This is a genomic window from Marinobacter sp. S6332, assembly GCF_023016045.1.
Taxonomy (GTDB): Bacteria; Pseudomonadota; Gammaproteobacteria; order Pseudomonadales; family Oleiphilaceae; genus Marinobacter.
In genome coordinates this window covers 300893-317216 of the sequence record NZ_JALKAP010000001.1, presented here as the reverse complement: position 1 = coordinate 317216, position 16324 = coordinate 300893, and the positions used below count along the sequence as shown (strand labels likewise).

Genomic DNA, 16324 nt, shown 5'->3' with positions numbered 1-16324 from the left:
TAAAAACCAAAAACAGGAGAATATTAATGAACCTCAAAAAAGCTCTGGTAGCACTGGCTGCCGCATCCGTTTTCTCTGCTGCGGTTTCAGCCGAGAAGCTGTCCGTTGCCGCAACCCCAGTGCCCCACGCTGAACTGCTGGAATTTGTAAAACCACAGCTGGCGGAACAGGGTGTAGAGCTGGATGTGAAAGTGTTCACCGACTACATCCAGCCCAATATCCAGGTGGACCAGAAGCGAATGGACGCCAACTTTTTCCAACACCAGCCTTACTTGGATGAGTTCAACGACGGTCGTGGTACTAGCTTAATCACTGTTGCGGGCATCCACGTTGAGCCGTTTGGCGCCTACTCCAACAAAATCAAATCTTTGGACGATCTGAAAAAAGGGGCAGTTGTTGCTATCCCCAACGACCCCACCAACGGCGGCCGTGCACTGTTGCTGCTGCAAAAAGCCGGGCTCATTACCCTAAAAGAAGGCAGCAAGATCACTGCCACCCCGCGTGACATTGCCGATAACCCGAAAGATCTTGATTTCAAAGAGTTGGAAGCAGCAACTCTGCCGCGTATTCTGGGCCAAGTAGATGTAGCGCTGATCAACACAAACTACGCTTTAGAAGCTGGCCTTAATCCTTCTGAAGATGCGCTGGTTATTGAAGGCTCCGAATCGCCGTATGTAAACATTCTGGTAGCGCGCCCAGATAACAAAGACAGCGAAGCCATGCAGAAGCTGGCGAAGGCATTGAAGTCCGATGCGGTTCGCGACTTCATCAAAGAAAAGTACGAAGGTGCTGTTGTTCCCGCATTTTAATCAGTGCCCGGCGAATGCCGGGCGTTGTTTTCCCGCCCTCGGTTTCATTGTTTTCGTAAAAATGCGTTGCCGCTGAGTTGTATGTAAAGATTTTAATGTTTATCTTTGGCGTCAGGTGGATTAAGAAAATCTCAGCCTGAGCTTTGCTGGCAGACATAGCTGGCGTATTTTTTGGTCATTTGTTTAGGGATAGAATTATGACGAACATTAGATTTGCAATTGTACTGCTTGCAGCGGTTGTTATGGCCTCGGGCTGTACAGCTGTTTCCAGGCAGCTAGGCAGTATTACTGCCAATAAATATGCGGATGCGCGAAGCGGTACCTTGTGGGTTGTACCACCTCCTCAGTTAGAGCCGCCCGCTGCCTCTGACCGAAATGTTTATATTTCTTACCGGAATATTTCAGACAGTGACATTGATCTGCGTGGCCTTCTTCGCGAATCTGCGAGAGAGCAAGGTTGGAACGTTGTAAACGATCCCAGTTCAGCGAAATATCGCCTGCGCGCATCTACCCGATTCTTTGGTGAGGTTGAGCCCGAGTCCGGTGGCGCTGGTGCTGCAAGGACAATGGGTCTTATTTCTGGTGCTGCAGTAGGTGTAGGTGCTGGTTACGGAATAGCTCGAGCGACTGATAGTGGTGTTGCTGGCGCTGTTGGCGGCGTGGCTGCTGGCGGTCTTGTAGGCATCGGTATCAGCAATGCATCCCGTCCACGTGAGTGGGCATTGATTATTGATGTGGTGCTGGAAGTGCGTCAAAACCAGCAAGTGACGTTTGAGCTGGCTACCGATTCTGGCAGTGGAACGTCAGACAGTGCCGGCTCCGGAAACGCCAGAATGGTCTCTGGTGGTGGAACCTCTCAGGGCAACACCAGCTCTGCAACCGCCACGCGTAAGAGCAATTACTTCCCTCACGGCATTCGCTTGTCGGTCTGGGCTAACCAGATGAACATGACGGAAGAAGAAGCTCTACCTGAGATTGAGAAGCGCACTGAGCGAGTTGTTACTCAGATGCTGCCGATGTAATTGTAATGTAAGAGTTTTAAGCAATAAAAAAGGCCGGGGAGCTATGCTCCCCGGCCTTTTTTATTCAGTGCTTCCTAACATCCAGTAATTGGGGTTGGTGATTGATTAATTAATCACCGCTCCAGTTAGCGGTAGGGTCTGGCGTCATCCGCAGGTAGGATTTCACCTTCTTGTAGCCTTTCGGGAAGCGTTGCTTGATTTCGTCTTCATCCTGAAGCGATGGCACGATCACTACATCACCGCCGCGTACCCAGTTACCGGGGGTGGCGACTTTGTGGTCGTCAGTCAGCTGCAGGGAGTCGATTACCCGGAGAACCTCGTTAAAGTTGCGGCCGGTGCTGGCTGGGTAGGTGATGATCAAGCGAACTTTTTTGTTCGGATCAATCACAAACAGCGAGCGCACGGTAAGGGTGCTGTCGGCGTTAGGGTGAATCATGTCGTACAGCTCGGCAACTTTACCGTCATGGTCTGCAATAATCGGGAAGTTCACCGAGCAGCCTTGGGTTTCGTTGATGTCTTTGATCCACTCATGATGGGAATCGACAGGGTCAACGCTCAGTGCAATAGCTTTTACATTGCGCTTTGCAAACTCTTCTTTCAGTTTTGCGGTTAGGCCAAGCTCCGTTGTGCACACTGGAGTGAAGTCTGCAGGGTGAGAGAAAAGAACACCCCAACCATCACCCAGCCATTCGTGAAACGAAATCTTGCCTTCACTGGAATCCTGTTCGAAATCCGGTGCGGTATCTCCTAAACGTAAGCTCATATTCGCTCTCCTTTTGATACGACATCTCTTGGTTTTGTTTGCTATCCCGGCAGGCGGGCTACCGGAGTTGATTCACTGAGTGTATACGACAATCATTGGTGCCGAGTAACAGGATTGCAAGGGGCTGTTGACCCAGCTCATTCGGCAGGGTCAACAGCCAAGCCTCGGCTATCTGTTATAAGCCTACAGCATTTTCCCGCTCGAAATGCTCTTTGGTCAGCCTAAATACTACTGGGCTAAGCAACAGAAGGGCGATCAGGTTGGGCAGAGCCATCATGGCGTTGAGCGTATCTGCTATCAGCCATATCAAGCCAAGATTAACAGTCGCACCCAGCGGTATAGCAATGATCCAGGCTATCCGGTAAGGCACTATGGCCTTTACACCAAATAGAAACTCTACGCTGCGCTCACCGTAGAAAGACCAGCCAAGCAGGGTAGTAAAGGCAAAAATCGCTAGGGCGATGGCCACCACATAGTCGCCAACTCCCGGCAATGCCTGAGCAAAGGCCATAGATGTGAGCTCTGCCCCGGACTCGCCGGATGTCCAAGCGCCGGAGGTAATGATAACCAGACCGGTGATCGTACAAATAATGATGGTGTCGATGAACGTGCCCAGCATGGCTACCATGCCCTGATTGATCGGGTTCTTGGTTTGCGCAGCTGCGTGGGCAATGGGTGCTGAACCCAAACCGGCCTCGTTGGAGAAAACACCGCGGGCAACACCAAAACGGATGGCGGCCCAGACTGCAGCACCCGCAAAGCCACCCTCTGCAGCAATGGGGCTGAAGGCATGTTCGAAGATCAAGCCAAACGCGGCAGGGATTTCTGCGTAATTAATGGCCAGAACAATCAGACCAGCAACCAGATAGGACAATGCCATCAAGGGAACCAGAGCGCTGGCTACCTGACCAATGCGGCGAATACCGCCAATCAGTACCAGACCTACCAGCACCATTAAGATAACGCCCGAGATCCAGTGGGGAAGGCCAAATGTGGCTTCCATAACATCTGCAACCGAGTTGGCCTGTACCGTGTTACCAATGCCAAAACCCGCTATGGCGGCGAAAATAGCGAAGAGAACGCCCAGCCAAGCCCATTTTTTGCCAAGGCCGTTGCGGATGTAATACATGGGCCCGCCAACGTGGACGCCGCGCTCATCAACTTCACGAAAGCGCACGGCTAGAACAGCTTCGGAGTACTTGGTTGCCATACCCACCAAGGCGGTTAGCCACATCCAGAATAAGGCGCCAGGGCCGCCAAGGAAAATAGCCGTTGCCACGCCAGCAATGTTCCCTGTGCCGACAGTGGCTGCAAGGGCGGTCATCAAGGCCTGAAAAGGAGGTATCTCGCCGTCTGACTCGGCACCTGAAGAACTGCGGCCTTTCCACATTAGGCGAAGGCCTGCGCCAATCTGGAGTACAGGCATGAGTTTCAGGCCAAGGCTCAAAAATAGCCCAACACCCAGAATCAACACCAGCATGGGCGGCCCCCAGACCAACCCGTTAATTGCACCAACAACGTTTTCAATGGCTTCCATGGGGCCTCCTTGTGAATGCCATGGCTTGATATTGTAGTTTTACCCGCAAGGGTTATAACTGATTGAGTTTAGTCAGTTATTGGCGCGTGTAAACTGACAGATGAGGAAAATTGAGGATTAGGCGCCTATTGCCTATGTTTACAGTTAGAGTAGAGGGACAAGAACAGTTTATGCTGCTGGAATATCCAACGATGCGAGGAGTTAGCCATGTGTGCCCTTAGAGTTTCCAATGTTATGTCCAACCATATTGAGCCCATCCGCTGTGGAACACCCTTGACTGAGGTTGTTAAAGCGTTGTTGGAGAACCATATTTCCGGGCTGCCAGTCGTTGATGCAGAGCGGCGCTTGCTAGGTTTTGTGTCAGAGCAGGATTGTATTCACGCACTGTTGGTAAGCAACTACCACTGTGAGGGAGATCCGATTGTTGATGATGTTATGTTCCACGAGCCCTTGTCGATTTCCCCTGGTTTGGCGATTGTCGACTTGGCCCAGCAGCTCGGCTCCGGCAAGCCGAAGGTGTACCCTGTGGTTGAGCACGGCAAACTCATCGGCATAGTTACGCGCACGGCAGTGCTTGCGGAGCTTGCCCGTATCGGTTGCGGGCTCGAGCTTTCGAAGCATACAAGCGCCGACGATTAATCAACACGCTATTTCTTTGTCGCTTCGTTTATTGATGAGCACCTGCGTCATCATGCCAAGGCTTTGGGTTTGAGCTGAAGTTAACCAACTTCGGGGCGTTTTCGGTTAGTCCGAAAAGCCCCAAATTTGGCTGAAGTTCATGGAGGGCATCATGTCTGGCTCTTCCACTGCATGAATGTTGAAATCGGGCACACTTGTGTCGCGCTGTTGGGGAACTTCATACCGCTCGCCCACAGAGTCGAAAACCACATGTACAAAGGGGCCACTGGCGCGTACTGGCCTGCCGGTTATGACACCTACTTCGTTATTTTCAAGACGCACGAGAGTGCCCGGAGGATATTCCCCTAGAACCTGAAGCAAGGCTTTAGGGATAGCGGGCCGGAGGCCGCCGTCTGCCAGATTGGTGATTAGTTTGCGTGCTGCTGTTACGTTCATTCGCTTGCGGTAAGCACGTTTCGTGATCATGGCAACGTAGCGTTCAGCCAGCGCGAGAATCTCGGCCTCTGGGCGAATATCGGCTCCACTCAGCCCCAGCGGATAACCACTGCCGTCTGCCTGTTCATGGTGTTGCGCGATGATGGTTAGTAATAACTTGTTTTCAACACCTACTGCTTTCAGGGCACGGATACTTCGCTGTGGGTGTTTGCGAATAACACTTCGTTGCTCATCGCTGAGCACTTTGTTGAAGGCGTTGAGCTTATCTGCAACTGGCACCAGCGCAAGATTTGCGCTGAGGGCCGCTTCGGTCAGTATTGAAGTGCGCTGTTCATTGAGACCAAACTGCCGTGCGATGAGCTGGCAGAGAATGGCGTAAAAAACTATCTGCTCGTGGATGGTTGGTCCAATGGAATAGAGGTGTACAAGGGCAAGGCTAGAATCTGGCGCGAGTTCGCACGCTTGCTCTAGAGCCTGAGCCAAATCTTGTAGTTGTTTACGGGCTTCGGGGTCACCAGCAGCGATACTGGCCAGCGCCTTTTCTAAAGCGTGAAGATAGTCCGGGTATCGGGCAAACGGATTGCCGTCGGCCTCGTTACTGGCCGCGCATTCATCCTCTGGCGGCAATTCAATAACCCGTGGTTTGAAGTACCCGCGCTCAAACAACTGTTCAAGCTGCGATTCGGTTTGGATCACATAGCCCTGACACAACAACACCTTGCCATCGGTATCGTGTACGTCCCACGGTAACGGTCGGCCTACAGTGAGTGCACCTGGCGCTATTCGAACGAATTCACTCAAAATCCAATTGATTCCTATAGAGCATGTCGGGCTTTAAATCACTCATGGGTATAGTAAAGGTAATTGATTTGTAAGAGCTACCTGAACAAGCTCGGATTAGCCGAAAAACAGCATCTTTTATGACACTTTAAGGCCATTTTGTTAAAAAACGTAGGTTCTAGCGCTAATTACGCGACACTAGATTATGCTTATGGAGACAACTCTGCCTGACAGGACGGCGTCAAGCATGCTGAAGCGTTTAAAAACCGACTTTCGATTGTCGATTATTACTATTCTGGGTGCCAGCGCGTTACTAGGCATCACCCCTTTTGCCTTTATGCGTTTTTTTCAGGGCAATTATGTTGCGGGATTTGTAGATACCACAATCCTGCTGATCGTGTCGGGTGGTATGGCTTATGCTTGGGTAACCGGGGATACGCGACGCAGTGGAATGGTTCTCGCTGTTGTAGCCTGCTCTGGTGCCGTTGCAGTAGCGGCGGTAGTTGGTGAGGTTGGGCTGTTCTGGCTATACCCCTGTTTGGTGACCGCTTTTTTCCTTGTGAGCCCCCGGGTTGCAACCCTTCTGAATGTCAGCTCAATTGCCGCCATGATCGTTCAAGGTGATGCTTTTAGAAGTGATGTTCAAATGTGGACTTTTGTAGCAACCGCTTTGGTTGTAAGCGCCACGGCTTACGCTTTTGCCCTTCGTAGTGATAATCAGCGTGAGCGTTTAGAGCATTTGGCGACCATTGACCCTCTAACTGGTGTCAAAAACCGGCGCTCTATGGATGAAGAGCTTAACGAGGCAGCGGCCCACGCAGAGCGCACTGGCTTGCCCTATGCATTGGTTATGCTGGATATAGATCACTTCAAGAAGGTGAACGACGAGTTTGGGCATGCAGCCGGAGATCTCATTCTTGTTGATCTGGTAGCGCTGGTGCAACAGCACACCCGCAAATACGATCAGTTGTTCCGTTTTGGTGGTGAAGAGTTTGTTCTACTGCTACCGGGCGTGGATGGCGAGGGGCTGTTATCGGTAATGAATAACCTTCAGCATGTCTTGCGTAAAAAAATGAAACATCCGGGCGGTGCAATTACGGCCTCGTTTGGAGTCGCGTTGCTCAAACACGGCGAGAGTGTGGAGAGCTGGCTTGAGCGAGCGGATGCCGCTCTTTACGAGGCCAAGGAGGCAGGCCGGGACCGGGTTATATTCTCGGACACCATTCCAGCTTATGACTCCGGCCAACCTTCTGACAGCCCTGAGCTAGTCACCTAGCGTTTTGTCGGCTGATGTTGGTTGATAACGAAACAATCTCCAGCCCAGAAGTAAGCTTGCAGACGCCAGACCGCCCGTCAGCCCCACCCAAAACCCTGCAGCTCCCATGGCTGGTGCTAACACGTCGGTAAACGTCAGAACATACCCCAGCGGCAATCCCACGCCCCAAAAAGAGAACAGCATGATCAGCATGGGAATGCCCGTATCTTTGTAGCCCCGTAGAGCGCTGATGCAAGTGACTTGAATAACATCCGCCACCTGAAAAAATGCCGCAAACATCAGCAGCCTTATAGTAACCGCTTGAACCTCTGCATCACTGGTATACAAAGCAGAAATTCCTTGCGCGAAAACAAACAAAAGAATAGCGAACACCAGCGCGGTCGCAGAAGCCAGAATCAGTGAACTGCGGGAAATAAGGCGGGCGGTATCTGGTACGCCAGCGCCAATAAGAAAGCTGACCCGTAAGGTAAGCGCCATGCCAATGCTTAAGGGCAGCATGAACAGCAGAGAGACCACGTTCAGTGCAATTTGGTGCCCGGCTACAACAATAGGCCCAAGCGGCGCCAGAAACAGTGCAATCACCGAGAACATGCTGGCTTCTACAAAAATAGTGAAGCCAATGGGAATGCCAATGCTCAGGATGTAGCGAATCAGGGGTATATTGGGCTTTGCCCAGTCCGCAATAAGGTGGAACTTTTTGTAAAGTTGGCTGCGGCTTAGGTAGGTCAGCAGGGCAATGGCAGCAACCCCGTTGGAAATCGACGTTGCCCAGCCACAGCCGATGCCGCCCATGGCGGGCAGCCCGAGCTTGCCGTATATGAAGATATAATTCATCGGCAGGTTAATCAGCGTACTCAGCACAGAAAATGCCATAATCACACGAGTGTGCCCTAGCCCGTCTGTTAGCCCGCGAAGGGCCGTCATTAGCAACAACGCTGGAATACCCCATGCGAAGGCGCTCAGATAGCCTTGGGTGATGCGCGCGGTGTCGGCTTCGAGGTTCAAGCCTTCAAGAACCGGGTGCACGTTGGTGAGCAGTAAAATCATGATGATGGCGCCCACACCGGCAATGTATAAACCCTGCCAAGTAGCGGGCATTATTTTTGAGGGTGTGCGGGCGCCGTTGTAGCCTGAAATAATTGGCTGAAGAACGCCCAGCATGCCCATGAAAAATAAAAATAACGGCATCCAAAGGCTGCTACCTATCCCGACACCCGCCAAATCCTCTGCGCTGGCATGGCCAGCCATCACCGTATCGATAACCCCGTTGGCCATCTGAGCAATCTGGGCAATCAGGATTGGCCCGCCGAGTATGGCCAGAGTTTTCCACTCCGCCAGGGTCCGCGAGATGAGCGGCTTGCGAACTTCCGGCAATGGTTGGTCGGCTTCATCCATAGGGTGTCGGTCCGAGGTGCTAGAGCGTGCTGGAGCCATTCGGTATTCATGGCTAATTTGGGGCGAAATATCCTACGCGATTGCGCCAGCGCCCGTCATAGGCAGTTGCCACGAAAACACGCTGAAACCCGCTTCAAAACCCGTTAAAGTACGTGTCCAATTCATACGGGTAGTAGTCAATATGGGTCTTCTGGTTTTTGTAACGGTACTCTGGGCCTTCTCTTTCAGCTTGATTGGTGAATTTCTCGCCGGGCAAGTAGATAGCGATTTCGCGGTACTCAGCCGGGTGTTACTGGCAACGTTGATTTTTCTGCCTTTTACTCGTTGGCGCGGCGTGCCTGGCGGGCTCCGACTCGGTGTTCTGGTAACCGGAATGCTGCAATTCGGTATTACGTACCTGTGCCTGTACCGCTCTTTCAGTTATTTAACCGTGCCAGAAGTCTTGCTGTTCACCATATTTACGCCTCTCTACGTAACCCTGATAGACGATGCGTTGTTCCGGCGGTTCTCTCCCGTGGCTTTGGTCGCCGCCGCCATTGCGACATTCGGTGCGGGTATCATTCGCTATGATGGCCTCAGTGAAGATTTTATTACCGGTTTCTTATTGCTACAGGTTGCCAATTTTACCTTTGCCGCTGGCCAAGTGGGCTACAAGCACGTTATGCAGCGCTACCCAGTGGACATCCCTGCGTATCGCACCTTCGGTTACTTTTTTATAGGGGCGCTGATAATCGCCTTGCCGTCTTTTATGGTATTCGGCAATGCCGAACGCTTGCCCACAACCGCGCTGCAGTGGGGAATACTCTCATGGTTGGGGCTTGCTGCATCGGGGCTTGGCCTGTTTCTTTGGAATCGTGGCGCCTGCAAAGTGGATGCTGGCACGCTAGCCATCATGAATAACGTGCTGGTCCCTGCTGGCCTAGTGGTCAATCTATTGATTTGGAATCGTGATGCCGACCTTCTCAAGCTCGCCATCGGCGGAGGCATTATTGCGTTCTCGCTCTGGGTGAACGCTCGCCTCCACCCCCGTGCGCGCCTTGCCGGGGCAACGTAATGCGAGGCAGCGTGCCTTATTGAATAAGATAGTTCAGATAAATCCTGTTACTCAGTTTTACTTTTGATGAATATCAATCGAATGGCTGAATCTATATTGTGTGGGGCAAATTTATAGCTTCCTACCCGTAACGAGTAACAGGCCAATTCATGCGCAAAAACCTCCCCGTAACCCAGCGTGAAGTAAACATGCGCAAGGGGGCTCGGCTGATTACCACGACTGACCTCAAAGGTGTTATTACCTACTGCAACGATGAGTTCGTGGAGATAAGCGGCTTTAACAAGGCTGAATTGTTTGGCCAAGCCCACAATATTATCCGCCATCCAGACATGCCGCAGGCGGTTTTTGAGGGCATGTGGCAGTATTTGAAGGCGGGTAAAGCTTGGATGGGGTTGGTCAAAAACCGAGCGAAAAATGGAGACCACTATTGGGTTAGTGCCTACGTAACCCCAATCCGGGAAAAGGGTCAGGTGGTTGGCTATGAGTCGGTTCGGGTAGAGCCAGCCCGTGAAGATATAGCACGGGCCGAGAAGCTCTATAGCCGTATTTCCGCGGGTAAGCCGACTCTGGGTACAGGAAAGCGCATGCTATCGGTTGCGAGCGCCGGGTGGCCCTTGTTTCTATCTTTGGCGCTCAGCCTCACTGCACTTGGAATAGAGCAAAGCGGGCTGGCTGTCGGGCTGATTGTAGTGGGCCACCTACTGGGTGTTGTCCTATTACAGAAAACCTTGACCCACCGGTTACAGCGCCTTCTGACACTGCGCCTTGGAGCTTTTCACGACCCGGTTGTAGCACGAACATACAGTGACGAGACGGGTCTTTTTTCACAACTTTCGTTGCTGTTGATCAGTGAAGATGCCCGGATACGCACAGCTCTCGCCCGCATAGACGACCAAGCAGAACTTCTCTATGAGCAGGCTCGTGCTTCCCACGGATTCATAAGCGAGGGCGCGGACGCTATTGGTCGCCAGCGTACCGAAACCGACCAAACCGCTTCGGCGATCACCGAGATGACCGCGTCCATTCAGGAAGTGACTGAGTCCATGCTGGGCAACGCTCGGGAAGCCGAGTCTGCGGATCGCTTGGCGGTTATAGGCAGCGAGCGCAGCTCGGAAGCACTGGTTGCAATCCAACAGCTGGTTACGCGTGTCCACGGCATTCGTGAGGTGATCAGCAGGTTGGGTGAGTCCACCAAAAGCATAGGTGAAGCGGCCAGTTTAATCTCTGATATTGCCGATCAAACCAACCTGTTGGCTTTGAATGCCGCTATTGAGGCCGCCCGCGCAGGTGAGCAAGGGCGCGGCTTTGCGGTCGTTGCAGACGAAGTGCGTTCGCTGGCGCAGCGCACCCGCGAATCCACGGTGCGTATTCAAGATGTCATTGATGATTTTCGCTTACAGGTGGATTCAGCCGTTCAGGCAACCGAGGATGGCGAGGTGGTGGCCGGCCAAGGGCTGGAGAAAGTGCGCGAAGCGGAGAGCTCTCTGCGAGATATAGTGACCTCTATACGAACAATCTCAGACAGCTTCATCAGCATGTCTGCGGCGTTTGAAGAGCAGAATCAGGTGTCTGAAGAGATCAACCGGCAGATTGTCAGCATTGCCGAGCTTGCGGATCACAGTGACGAGCGGGCCACCTCTGCCAAACAGAGCAGTGACAGCCTGAGTGTTATGTCTCGCGGGTTGAAAGATTTAGTTTCGCGCTTTCTCGGTAAAAGCGACTGACGCAGGAGTGCCATAATTCCGGCGTCAATCTGTTGCCAGCACTGGCATCCCCCGGCTAGTGCTGGCAGAATCCTCCCCCAACCGCCCGGGGCTACCCGCGGCACTCTTATTTGCTTGCGATTCCTTAGCCAAAAGCACAGGAACTTAACATGTCTCAGTCAAACCCGGCTTCGGGTATCGATTCGGGGGCCTCTCGCGGCCTATGGTCTTCTCGTTTTGCGTTCATTCTTGCTGCAACCGGCTCCGCCGTTGGTCTTGGCAACGTGTGGAAGTTTCCTTATATAACCGGTGAGAACGGAGGCGGTGCATTCGTACTGGTCTACCTACTGTGTATCGCGGTTATTGGTGTTCCGATTATGATGGCGGAGATCTACATAGGTCGCAGTGGCCGCCATAACCCGATTGGCAGTATGCGCTTGGTTGCCGAACGCAACTTGAGTTCACCGGCGTGGCGAATTTCTGCGGTTATCGGCATGATTGCTGCGTTTGCCATTCTCTCTTTCTATTCCGTTATTGGTGGTTGGGCCGCTTCGTACATTGGCCATGCGGCTGTGGGCGATTTCACCGGAGGCACGGCAGAGTCCATAGGCAGTTTGTTTAGCGACCTGCTCGCAAGCCCCAAACAACTGCTAGCTTGGCACACCTTGTTCATGGCCTTGGTTATTCTGGTTGTCTCTCGGGGGCTGAAGAGTGGCTTGGAGCGTGCGGTCACCATTCTGATGCCAGCATTGTTCGTGTTGCTGCTTATTGCGGTTGGCTATGCCACAACAACAGGTCATTTTAGTGAGGCAGTTAGCTTTCTATTTACGCCCAACTTTAAAGCGTTAACCATAGATGGTGTGTTGATAGCCCTAGGCCATGCGTTTTTTACCCTCAGTTTGGGTATGGCCATTATGATCGCCTATGGCTCGTATCTAGGGCGTGACATACCCGTTGGGCGTACCGCCGTTACCATAGCGCTTATGGACACCGTTGTTGCTTTGCTTGCAGGACTGGCGATTTTCCCGGTGGTGTTTGCCAATGGCCTTGAGGCTGGTGCAGGTCCCGGCTTGATTTTCCAAACCCTACCACTGGCGTTTGGCAATATGCCCATGGGTGGTTTGTTCGGCACCCTGTTCTTTATATTGCTACTGTTCGCCGCCTGGACATCAGGTATTTCATTGTTGGAGCCAGTAGTGGAGTGGGTTGAGGAAAACACCAATATGGAGCGCTCAGGCAGTGCCATAGTTGTTGGCGTACTCTGCTGGCTTCTGGGTATCGCATCTATTTTGTCGTTGAACGTATGGGCCGATGTGGCGCCCCTAGATATGTTTGCGCGCTTTGAAGGTAAAACGATTTTCGATCTGTTGGATTTCTTTACGGCTAACATTCTGCTGCCCTTGTCAGGGCTATTAACGGCTATCTTTGTGGGCTGGTTTGTTGCCAAAGAGTCGTTGAAAGCCGATCTGGATATGGGCGACGGCATCTTTGCCATATGGTTGAGCTTTCTGCGCTTTGTTACACCTGTGGCGGTTGTGATCGTTTTTGCCTACAACCTTCTGACGTAAGTGCGCTGACAATAAAAAAGCCCGGAAAGCAGCAATGTGCCCCGGGCTTTTTCGTAGGAAAACAATCAGTACTCGTCGTCATCCCATTCTTCATCGTCACCCATTACGGCCTCTAGATCCTTCAAGTGAGGTCGGATGGCTTCGATGTCAGCAGCGGGAACGTCATCAGCCATTTTTGTAATGCTAAGTGCTGCCCCCATCATTGCTCGCATTTGGGCTTTTTGCTGCTCGCTCATATTAGGGTTGTTCTCGATTTCTGCCATGGCTTTTGCCATCTCCTGCCCAGCGCCAGAGTCTGCGCCTTCCTTTTTCATATTAATGGCCATCATTGCAGCGAAAACACGGTCCCCGACAGACGCCCATGATTCGAGGTTATCAAAGCCTCGCTTTTCAACCACGGCTTCGAACTCGTCATAGGCGGGTGTGCCCTCCATTTGCTCAACACCGTTGGAAAAAAGCCGGGTCATATCTGGCATTGACGCCATATCTTCACTTTCAGGGTCGGGCCATCCCTCGGTGTCTTCGTACTTATCCTGCAGTTCTTGAGCATCGTTCAACGATGCAATAAATGCTTGGATTGTTGAATCAGATAAATCCTTTGCTTGAGCAGCAAAGGCCATTAGAGATACCACAAGCGCCAGTGACCACCGAGTTATTGATTTGCTGCAGAACATAGAATACTCCTTGTTCAAATTGGTAAACGGCATGCCTCCACCGTACGTATTCGATGGACACTCAGCCTGAATTCGAGCCTCAATTTAGCGTAGACCGTTGGTTTTATCATAGCGAAGCTCGGCAAGCGCACCAAGCCTTCCTAATAAGTTAAAACACGTCCATTGTTGCCGCCGTGACGAATTTGTGAACTTTTAGCGCTAGACTATACCTTCTATAGAAGTGAATAAACTGTACGAGCACCCATATAAAACAAACGCTTATGACACGAACTGTATTGATCATTGAAGACAACCCCGGCATCGGCGAACTAGTGAGCATGCAGATCAAAGATCTGGGTATGGAGCCAGTTTTGGAAGATCGCGGCGATACTGGTCTTGAGCGGTTTAAGCAGGGTGGCATTGATCTGGTTGTGCTTGATTTGATGCTGCCGGGGCTGGATGGGCTTTCTATATGTCGGGAGATTAGAGGGATACCCGGATATGTTCCAGTGCTAATGCTGACGGCCAAAAGTACGGAATTGGACCGGGTGCTCGGCCTTGAAATGGGTGCAGATGATTATCTAACAAAGCCATTCAGCGTTGCGGAGCTTGCGGCCCGTATTAAAGCGCTGTTTCGCCGCGTGGATGCGTTTTCCACGCGGGCGGTGGAGCAGGAGAAGGCCGAAGAAGTGGAAGTGAATGGGCTCAGGATAGACCCTCTGCGACGTCGGGTGTCTATACAGGGTGCCGAAGTGGAGCTTACAGCGCGAGAGTTCGATTTGCTCTGGCATTTTACCTGCCACCGCGGGCGCGTATTCAGCCGGGCACAGTTGCTGGACGCGGTTTGGGGCTATAACCATGAGGGCTACGAACACACGGTAAACACTCACATCAACCGGTTGCGTAATAAGATTGAAGCCAATCCGGCCGAGCCTGTCTATGTTCAGACGGTCTGGGGTGTCGGCTACCGGTTTCTGGATTAACCCATGACCCGATCCCTGTTTCAAACGCTTTACGCGCGACTGGCCCTTGGCCTGTTTGTGCTGTTGGTGGTTGTTGGCGGGCTGTTTACTGCGCTGAGCCTTTACTCCGTTCGTGAATACAGCGCGGCCGTGGGCCATGAACTCAACCGCGATCTCGCCAGCCATCTGGTCGCAGATCGCAATCTGGTAACCGATGGTCAGATCAATCACAGTGAGCTGAAGCGCTTGTTTGATTTGTACATGAGCATCAACCCCAGCATCGAGATCTATTTGCTCGACCTGGATGGGCGCATTCTTTCCTACTCCGCCAACCCGGCCAGCATCAAGCGTAAGCATGTCTCCTTGGAGCCGATTCATAGGCTATTGGAAAACCCGGATGCCTACCCTTTACAAGGCGATGACCCGCGCAGCCACGATCGTCGGAAAGTCTTTTCGGTGACCCCAGTACCCAGCGCTCAAAACCCAACGGGTTATCTTTACGTTGTATTGCGTGGTGAGGAATACGATTTTGCCGAGAGCATGGTGCACAGCGATCGCCTTTTGCAAATGGGCGGCGGTGCTCTGGCAATCAGCCTCTTTGTGGGGCTGCTGGCCGGTTTGCTGTTTTTCCGATTACTAACACGGCGGCTTTCCCGGCTGACCGCGCGGGTGGAGGCGTTTGAGCCGGATACCGAGAATACAGGTAAGGCGGGTGAACCTGATGTTCCCGGAGATGACGTTGATTACTTGGCCGCCCGTTTTGATCAGATGGCGGCCCGCATTGTTGGCCAGTTGGAGCTATTGAAAGACAAAGATCATCAGCGTCGCCAACTGGTAGCACAGGTATCTCACGACTTACGCACACCTTTGGCTTCGATACAGGGCTACCTGGAAGCTCTGGGCGCGAAGCATCAAGAGTTAAGCCCGGAAGAGCTCCAGCGCTTTCTAAGTGTGGCACTGGCTGAAACGCTTCGACTAAGCAAGCTGGTTGACGAGCTGTTTGAACTAGCGGCACTGGATGCCCGCGAGCGGCAACCGTTTTTGGAGCCGTTCATGCCAGCGGAGTTATTGCACGATGTGGTACAAAAACACAAGCCGAGGGCCGAGCAGGCGAGTGTTGCCCTGAATATTACCCATGTTCAGCCGGCAATGGTGCTTGCGGATATTGCCATGACCGAGCGGGTTCTGGACAACCTGATCGGAAACGCCGTTGACCACTCACCGATGGGCGGCGAGGTGAAGTTGAAGGTCGCATTAGACGTTAACGGTGTTGCTGTGACCGTTGAAGACATGGGTAAAGGAATCGCCGCACAAGATCTGAAACACGTATTCGACCCGTTTTATCAGGCATCGGATGTGAGCCGTAGCGGCCATGCGGGGTTGGGCCTTGCCATAGCGCGCAGAATGGCAGAACTGCAGCACGGCAGTGTTTCGGTAGAAAGCCCACTGGGAGCGGGGGCAAGGTTCTGTCTCTGGTTGCCGCTGGCGGATTCGGCAAAAAAAGAATCCACAGTGTTATAGATTCGTAAGAACTAAGGAACATTTTAGTGAAGTTACGGCGATACGATGGCGACTGAACACGTTTATTAACTGAGCCCGGTACATTTACTCAACTTGTGCCTTAACCCGTCTCTCAACCCGTCACTTAATCCATCTCTCAACATTGATCCAAGGAGAGTTGTTATGAACCGAAATATGCTCGCAATGGTCGCCGCACTGCTGATCGCG

At 52.3% G+C, this 16324-nt stretch carries 14 protein-coding genes; 9 read left to right on the top strand and 5 right to left on the bottom strand.

What is annotated here, in order from left to right:
• Window positions 1-26 precede the first annotated feature (26 nt).
• Together MWU62_RS01430 and traT are read left to right on the top strand one after the other, a co-directional pair.
• Window positions 27-809 (top strand): MetQ/NlpA family ABC transporter substrate-binding protein, encoded by a 783-nt coding sequence (locus MWU62_RS01430; RefSeq protein ID WP_247113079.1) that lies wholly within the window; start codon window positions 27-29, stop codon window positions 807-809.
• A 197-nt stretch (window positions 810-1006) separates the two neighbouring features.
• Entirely contained in the window at window positions 1007-1831 is an 825-nt protein-coding gene (gene traT / locus MWU62_RS01425) for a complement resistance protein TraT (protein WP_247113078.1), read from the top strand.
• Between the two features lie 109 nt (window positions 1832-1940).
• Here traT and MWU62_RS01420 read toward each other — a convergent pair whose 3' ends face one another.
• The gene (locus MWU62_RS01420; RefSeq protein ID WP_200363402.1) at window positions 1941-2594 is read right to left on the bottom strand and encodes a peroxiredoxin; all 654 of its coding nucleotides are present in this window, start codon (window positions 2592-2594) and stop codon (window positions 1941-1943) included.
• Window positions 2595-2769: 175 nt separating this feature from the next.
• A complete protein-coding gene (locus tag MWU62_RS01415; protein WP_247113077.1) occupies window positions 2770-4131 on the bottom strand; it encodes a sodium:alanine symporter family protein in 1362 nt (453 codons plus the stop codon).
• 207 nt (window positions 4132-4338) lie between these two features.
• Here MWU62_RS01415 and MWU62_RS01410 point away from each other — a divergent pair, with 207 nt between their 5' ends.
• Complete coding sequence (locus tag MWU62_RS01410) at window positions 4339-4770, top strand: CBS domain-containing protein (RefSeq protein WP_247113076.1); 432 nt, start codon at window positions 4339-4341, stop codon at window positions 4768-4770.
• Between the two features lie 105 nt (window positions 4771-4875).
• On the opposite strand, the gene MWU62_RS01405 is transcribed toward MWU62_RS01410, so the two are convergent.
• Window positions 4876-6006: an HD domain-containing phosphohydrolase gene (locus tag MWU62_RS01405; protein WP_247113075.1), complete on the bottom strand. Its 1131-nt coding sequence runs from the start codon at window positions 6004-6006 to the stop codon at window positions 4876-4878.
• A gap of 226 nt (window positions 6007-6232) precedes the next feature.
• Between MWU62_RS01405 and MWU62_RS01400 the strand changes: the two genes are divergently transcribed.
• Window positions 6233-7261, top strand: coding sequence for a GGDEF domain-containing protein (locus tag MWU62_RS01400; RefSeq protein WP_247113074.1), 1029 nt, complete (start codon window positions 6233-6235; stop codon window positions 7259-7261).
• On the opposite strand, the gene MWU62_RS01395 is transcribed toward MWU62_RS01400, so the two are convergent.
• Window positions 7250-8656 (bottom strand): MATE family efflux transporter, encoded by a 1407-nt coding sequence (locus tag MWU62_RS01395; protein ID WP_247113296.1) that lies wholly within the window; start codon window positions 8654-8656, stop codon window positions 7250-7252. The genes MWU62_RS01400 and MWU62_RS01395 overlap by 12 nt on opposite strands.
• 181 nt (window positions 8657-8837) lie before the next feature.
• Between MWU62_RS01395 and MWU62_RS01390 the strand changes: the two genes are divergently transcribed.
• The 3 genes from MWU62_RS01390 (at window position 8838) to MWU62_RS01380 (ending at window position 12981) form a co-directional block, all read left to right on the top strand.
• Window positions 8838-9710, top strand: coding sequence for a carboxylate/amino acid/amine transporter (locus MWU62_RS01390; RefSeq protein WP_247113073.1), 873 nt, complete (start codon window positions 8838-8840; stop codon window positions 9708-9710).
• Window positions 9711-9859: 149 nt separating this feature from the next.
• Window positions 9860-11434 (top strand): PAS domain-containing methyl-accepting chemotaxis protein, encoded by a 1575-nt coding sequence (locus MWU62_RS01385; protein ID WP_247113072.1) that lies wholly within the window; start codon window positions 9860-9862, stop codon window positions 11432-11434.
• A 149-nt stretch (window positions 11435-11583) separates the two neighbouring features.
• Window positions 11584-12981: a sodium-dependent transporter gene (locus tag MWU62_RS01380; RefSeq protein WP_247113071.1), complete on the top strand. Its 1398-nt coding sequence runs from the start codon at window positions 11584-11586 to the stop codon at window positions 12979-12981.
• 65 nt (window positions 12982-13046) lie between these two features.
• Here the strand turns inward: MWU62_RS01380 and MWU62_RS01375 are convergent, their stop codons facing one another.
• Window positions 13047-13655 (bottom strand): hypothetical protein, encoded by a 609-nt coding sequence (locus MWU62_RS01375; RefSeq protein ID WP_247113070.1) that lies wholly within the window; start codon window positions 13653-13655, stop codon window positions 13047-13049.
• Window positions 13656-13915: 260 nt separating this feature from the next.
• Between MWU62_RS01375 and MWU62_RS01370 the strand changes: the two genes are divergently transcribed.
• Entirely contained in the window at window positions 13916-14617 is a 702-nt protein-coding gene (locus tag MWU62_RS01370; RefSeq protein WP_247113069.1) for a response regulator transcription factor, read from the top strand.
• A 3-nt stretch (window positions 14618-14620) separates the two neighbouring features.
• Complete coding sequence (locus MWU62_RS01365) at window positions 14621-16117, top strand: ATP-binding protein (protein ID WP_247113068.1); 1497 nt, start codon at window positions 14621-14623, stop codon at window positions 16115-16117.
• Window positions 16118-16324: the final 207 nt, after the last annotated feature.

Bases quoted from the DNA above. Each gene is read 5' to 3' on its own strand.
- MWU62_RS01430 (WP_247113079.1), top strand. From the start codon at position 27: ATGAACCTCAAAAAAGCTCTGGTAGCACTGGCTGCCGCATCCGTTTTC.
- traT (WP_247113078.1), top strand. From the start codon at position 1,007: ATGACGAACATTAGATTTGCAATTGTACTGCTTGCAGCGGTTGTTATG.
- MWU62_RS01420 (WP_200363402.1), bottom strand. From the start codon at position 2,594: ATGAGCTTACGTTTAGGAGATACCGCACCGGATTTCGAACAGGATTCC.
- MWU62_RS01415 (WP_247113077.1), bottom strand. From the start codon at position 4,131: ATGGAAGCCATTGAAAACGTTGTTGGTGCAATTAACGGGTTGGTCTGG.
- MWU62_RS01410 (WP_247113076.1), top strand. From the start codon at position 4,339: ATGTGTGCCCTTAGAGTTTCCAATGTTATGTCCAACCATATTGAGCCC.
- MWU62_RS01400 (WP_247113074.1), top strand. From the start codon at position 6,233: ATGCTGAAGCGTTTAAAAACCGACTTTCGATTGTCGATTATTACTATT.
- MWU62_RS01395 (WP_247113296.1), bottom strand. From the start codon at position 8,656: ATGGATGAAGCCGACCAACCATTGCCGGAAGTTCGCAAGCCGCTCATC.
- MWU62_RS01390 (WP_247113073.1), top strand. From the start codon at position 8,838: ATGGGTCTTCTGGTTTTTGTAACGGTACTCTGGGCCTTCTCTTTCAGC.
- MWU62_RS01385 (WP_247113072.1), top strand. From the start codon at position 9,860: ATGCGCAAAAACCTCCCCGTAACCCAGCGTGAAGTAAACATGCGCAAG.
- MWU62_RS01380 (WP_247113071.1), top strand. From the start codon at position 11,584: ATGTCTCAGTCAAACCCGGCTTCGGGTATCGATTCGGGGGCCTCTCGC.
- MWU62_RS01375 (WP_247113070.1), bottom strand. From the start codon at position 13,655: ATGTTCTGCAGCAAATCAATAACTCGGTGGTCACTGGCGCTTGTGGTA.
- MWU62_RS01370 (WP_247113069.1), top strand. From the start codon at position 13,916: ATGACACGAACTGTATTGATCATTGAAGACAACCCCGGCATCGGCGAA.
- MWU62_RS01365 (WP_247113068.1), top strand. From the start codon at position 14,621: ATGACCCGATCCCTGTTTCAAACGCTTTACGCGCGACTGGCCCTTGGC.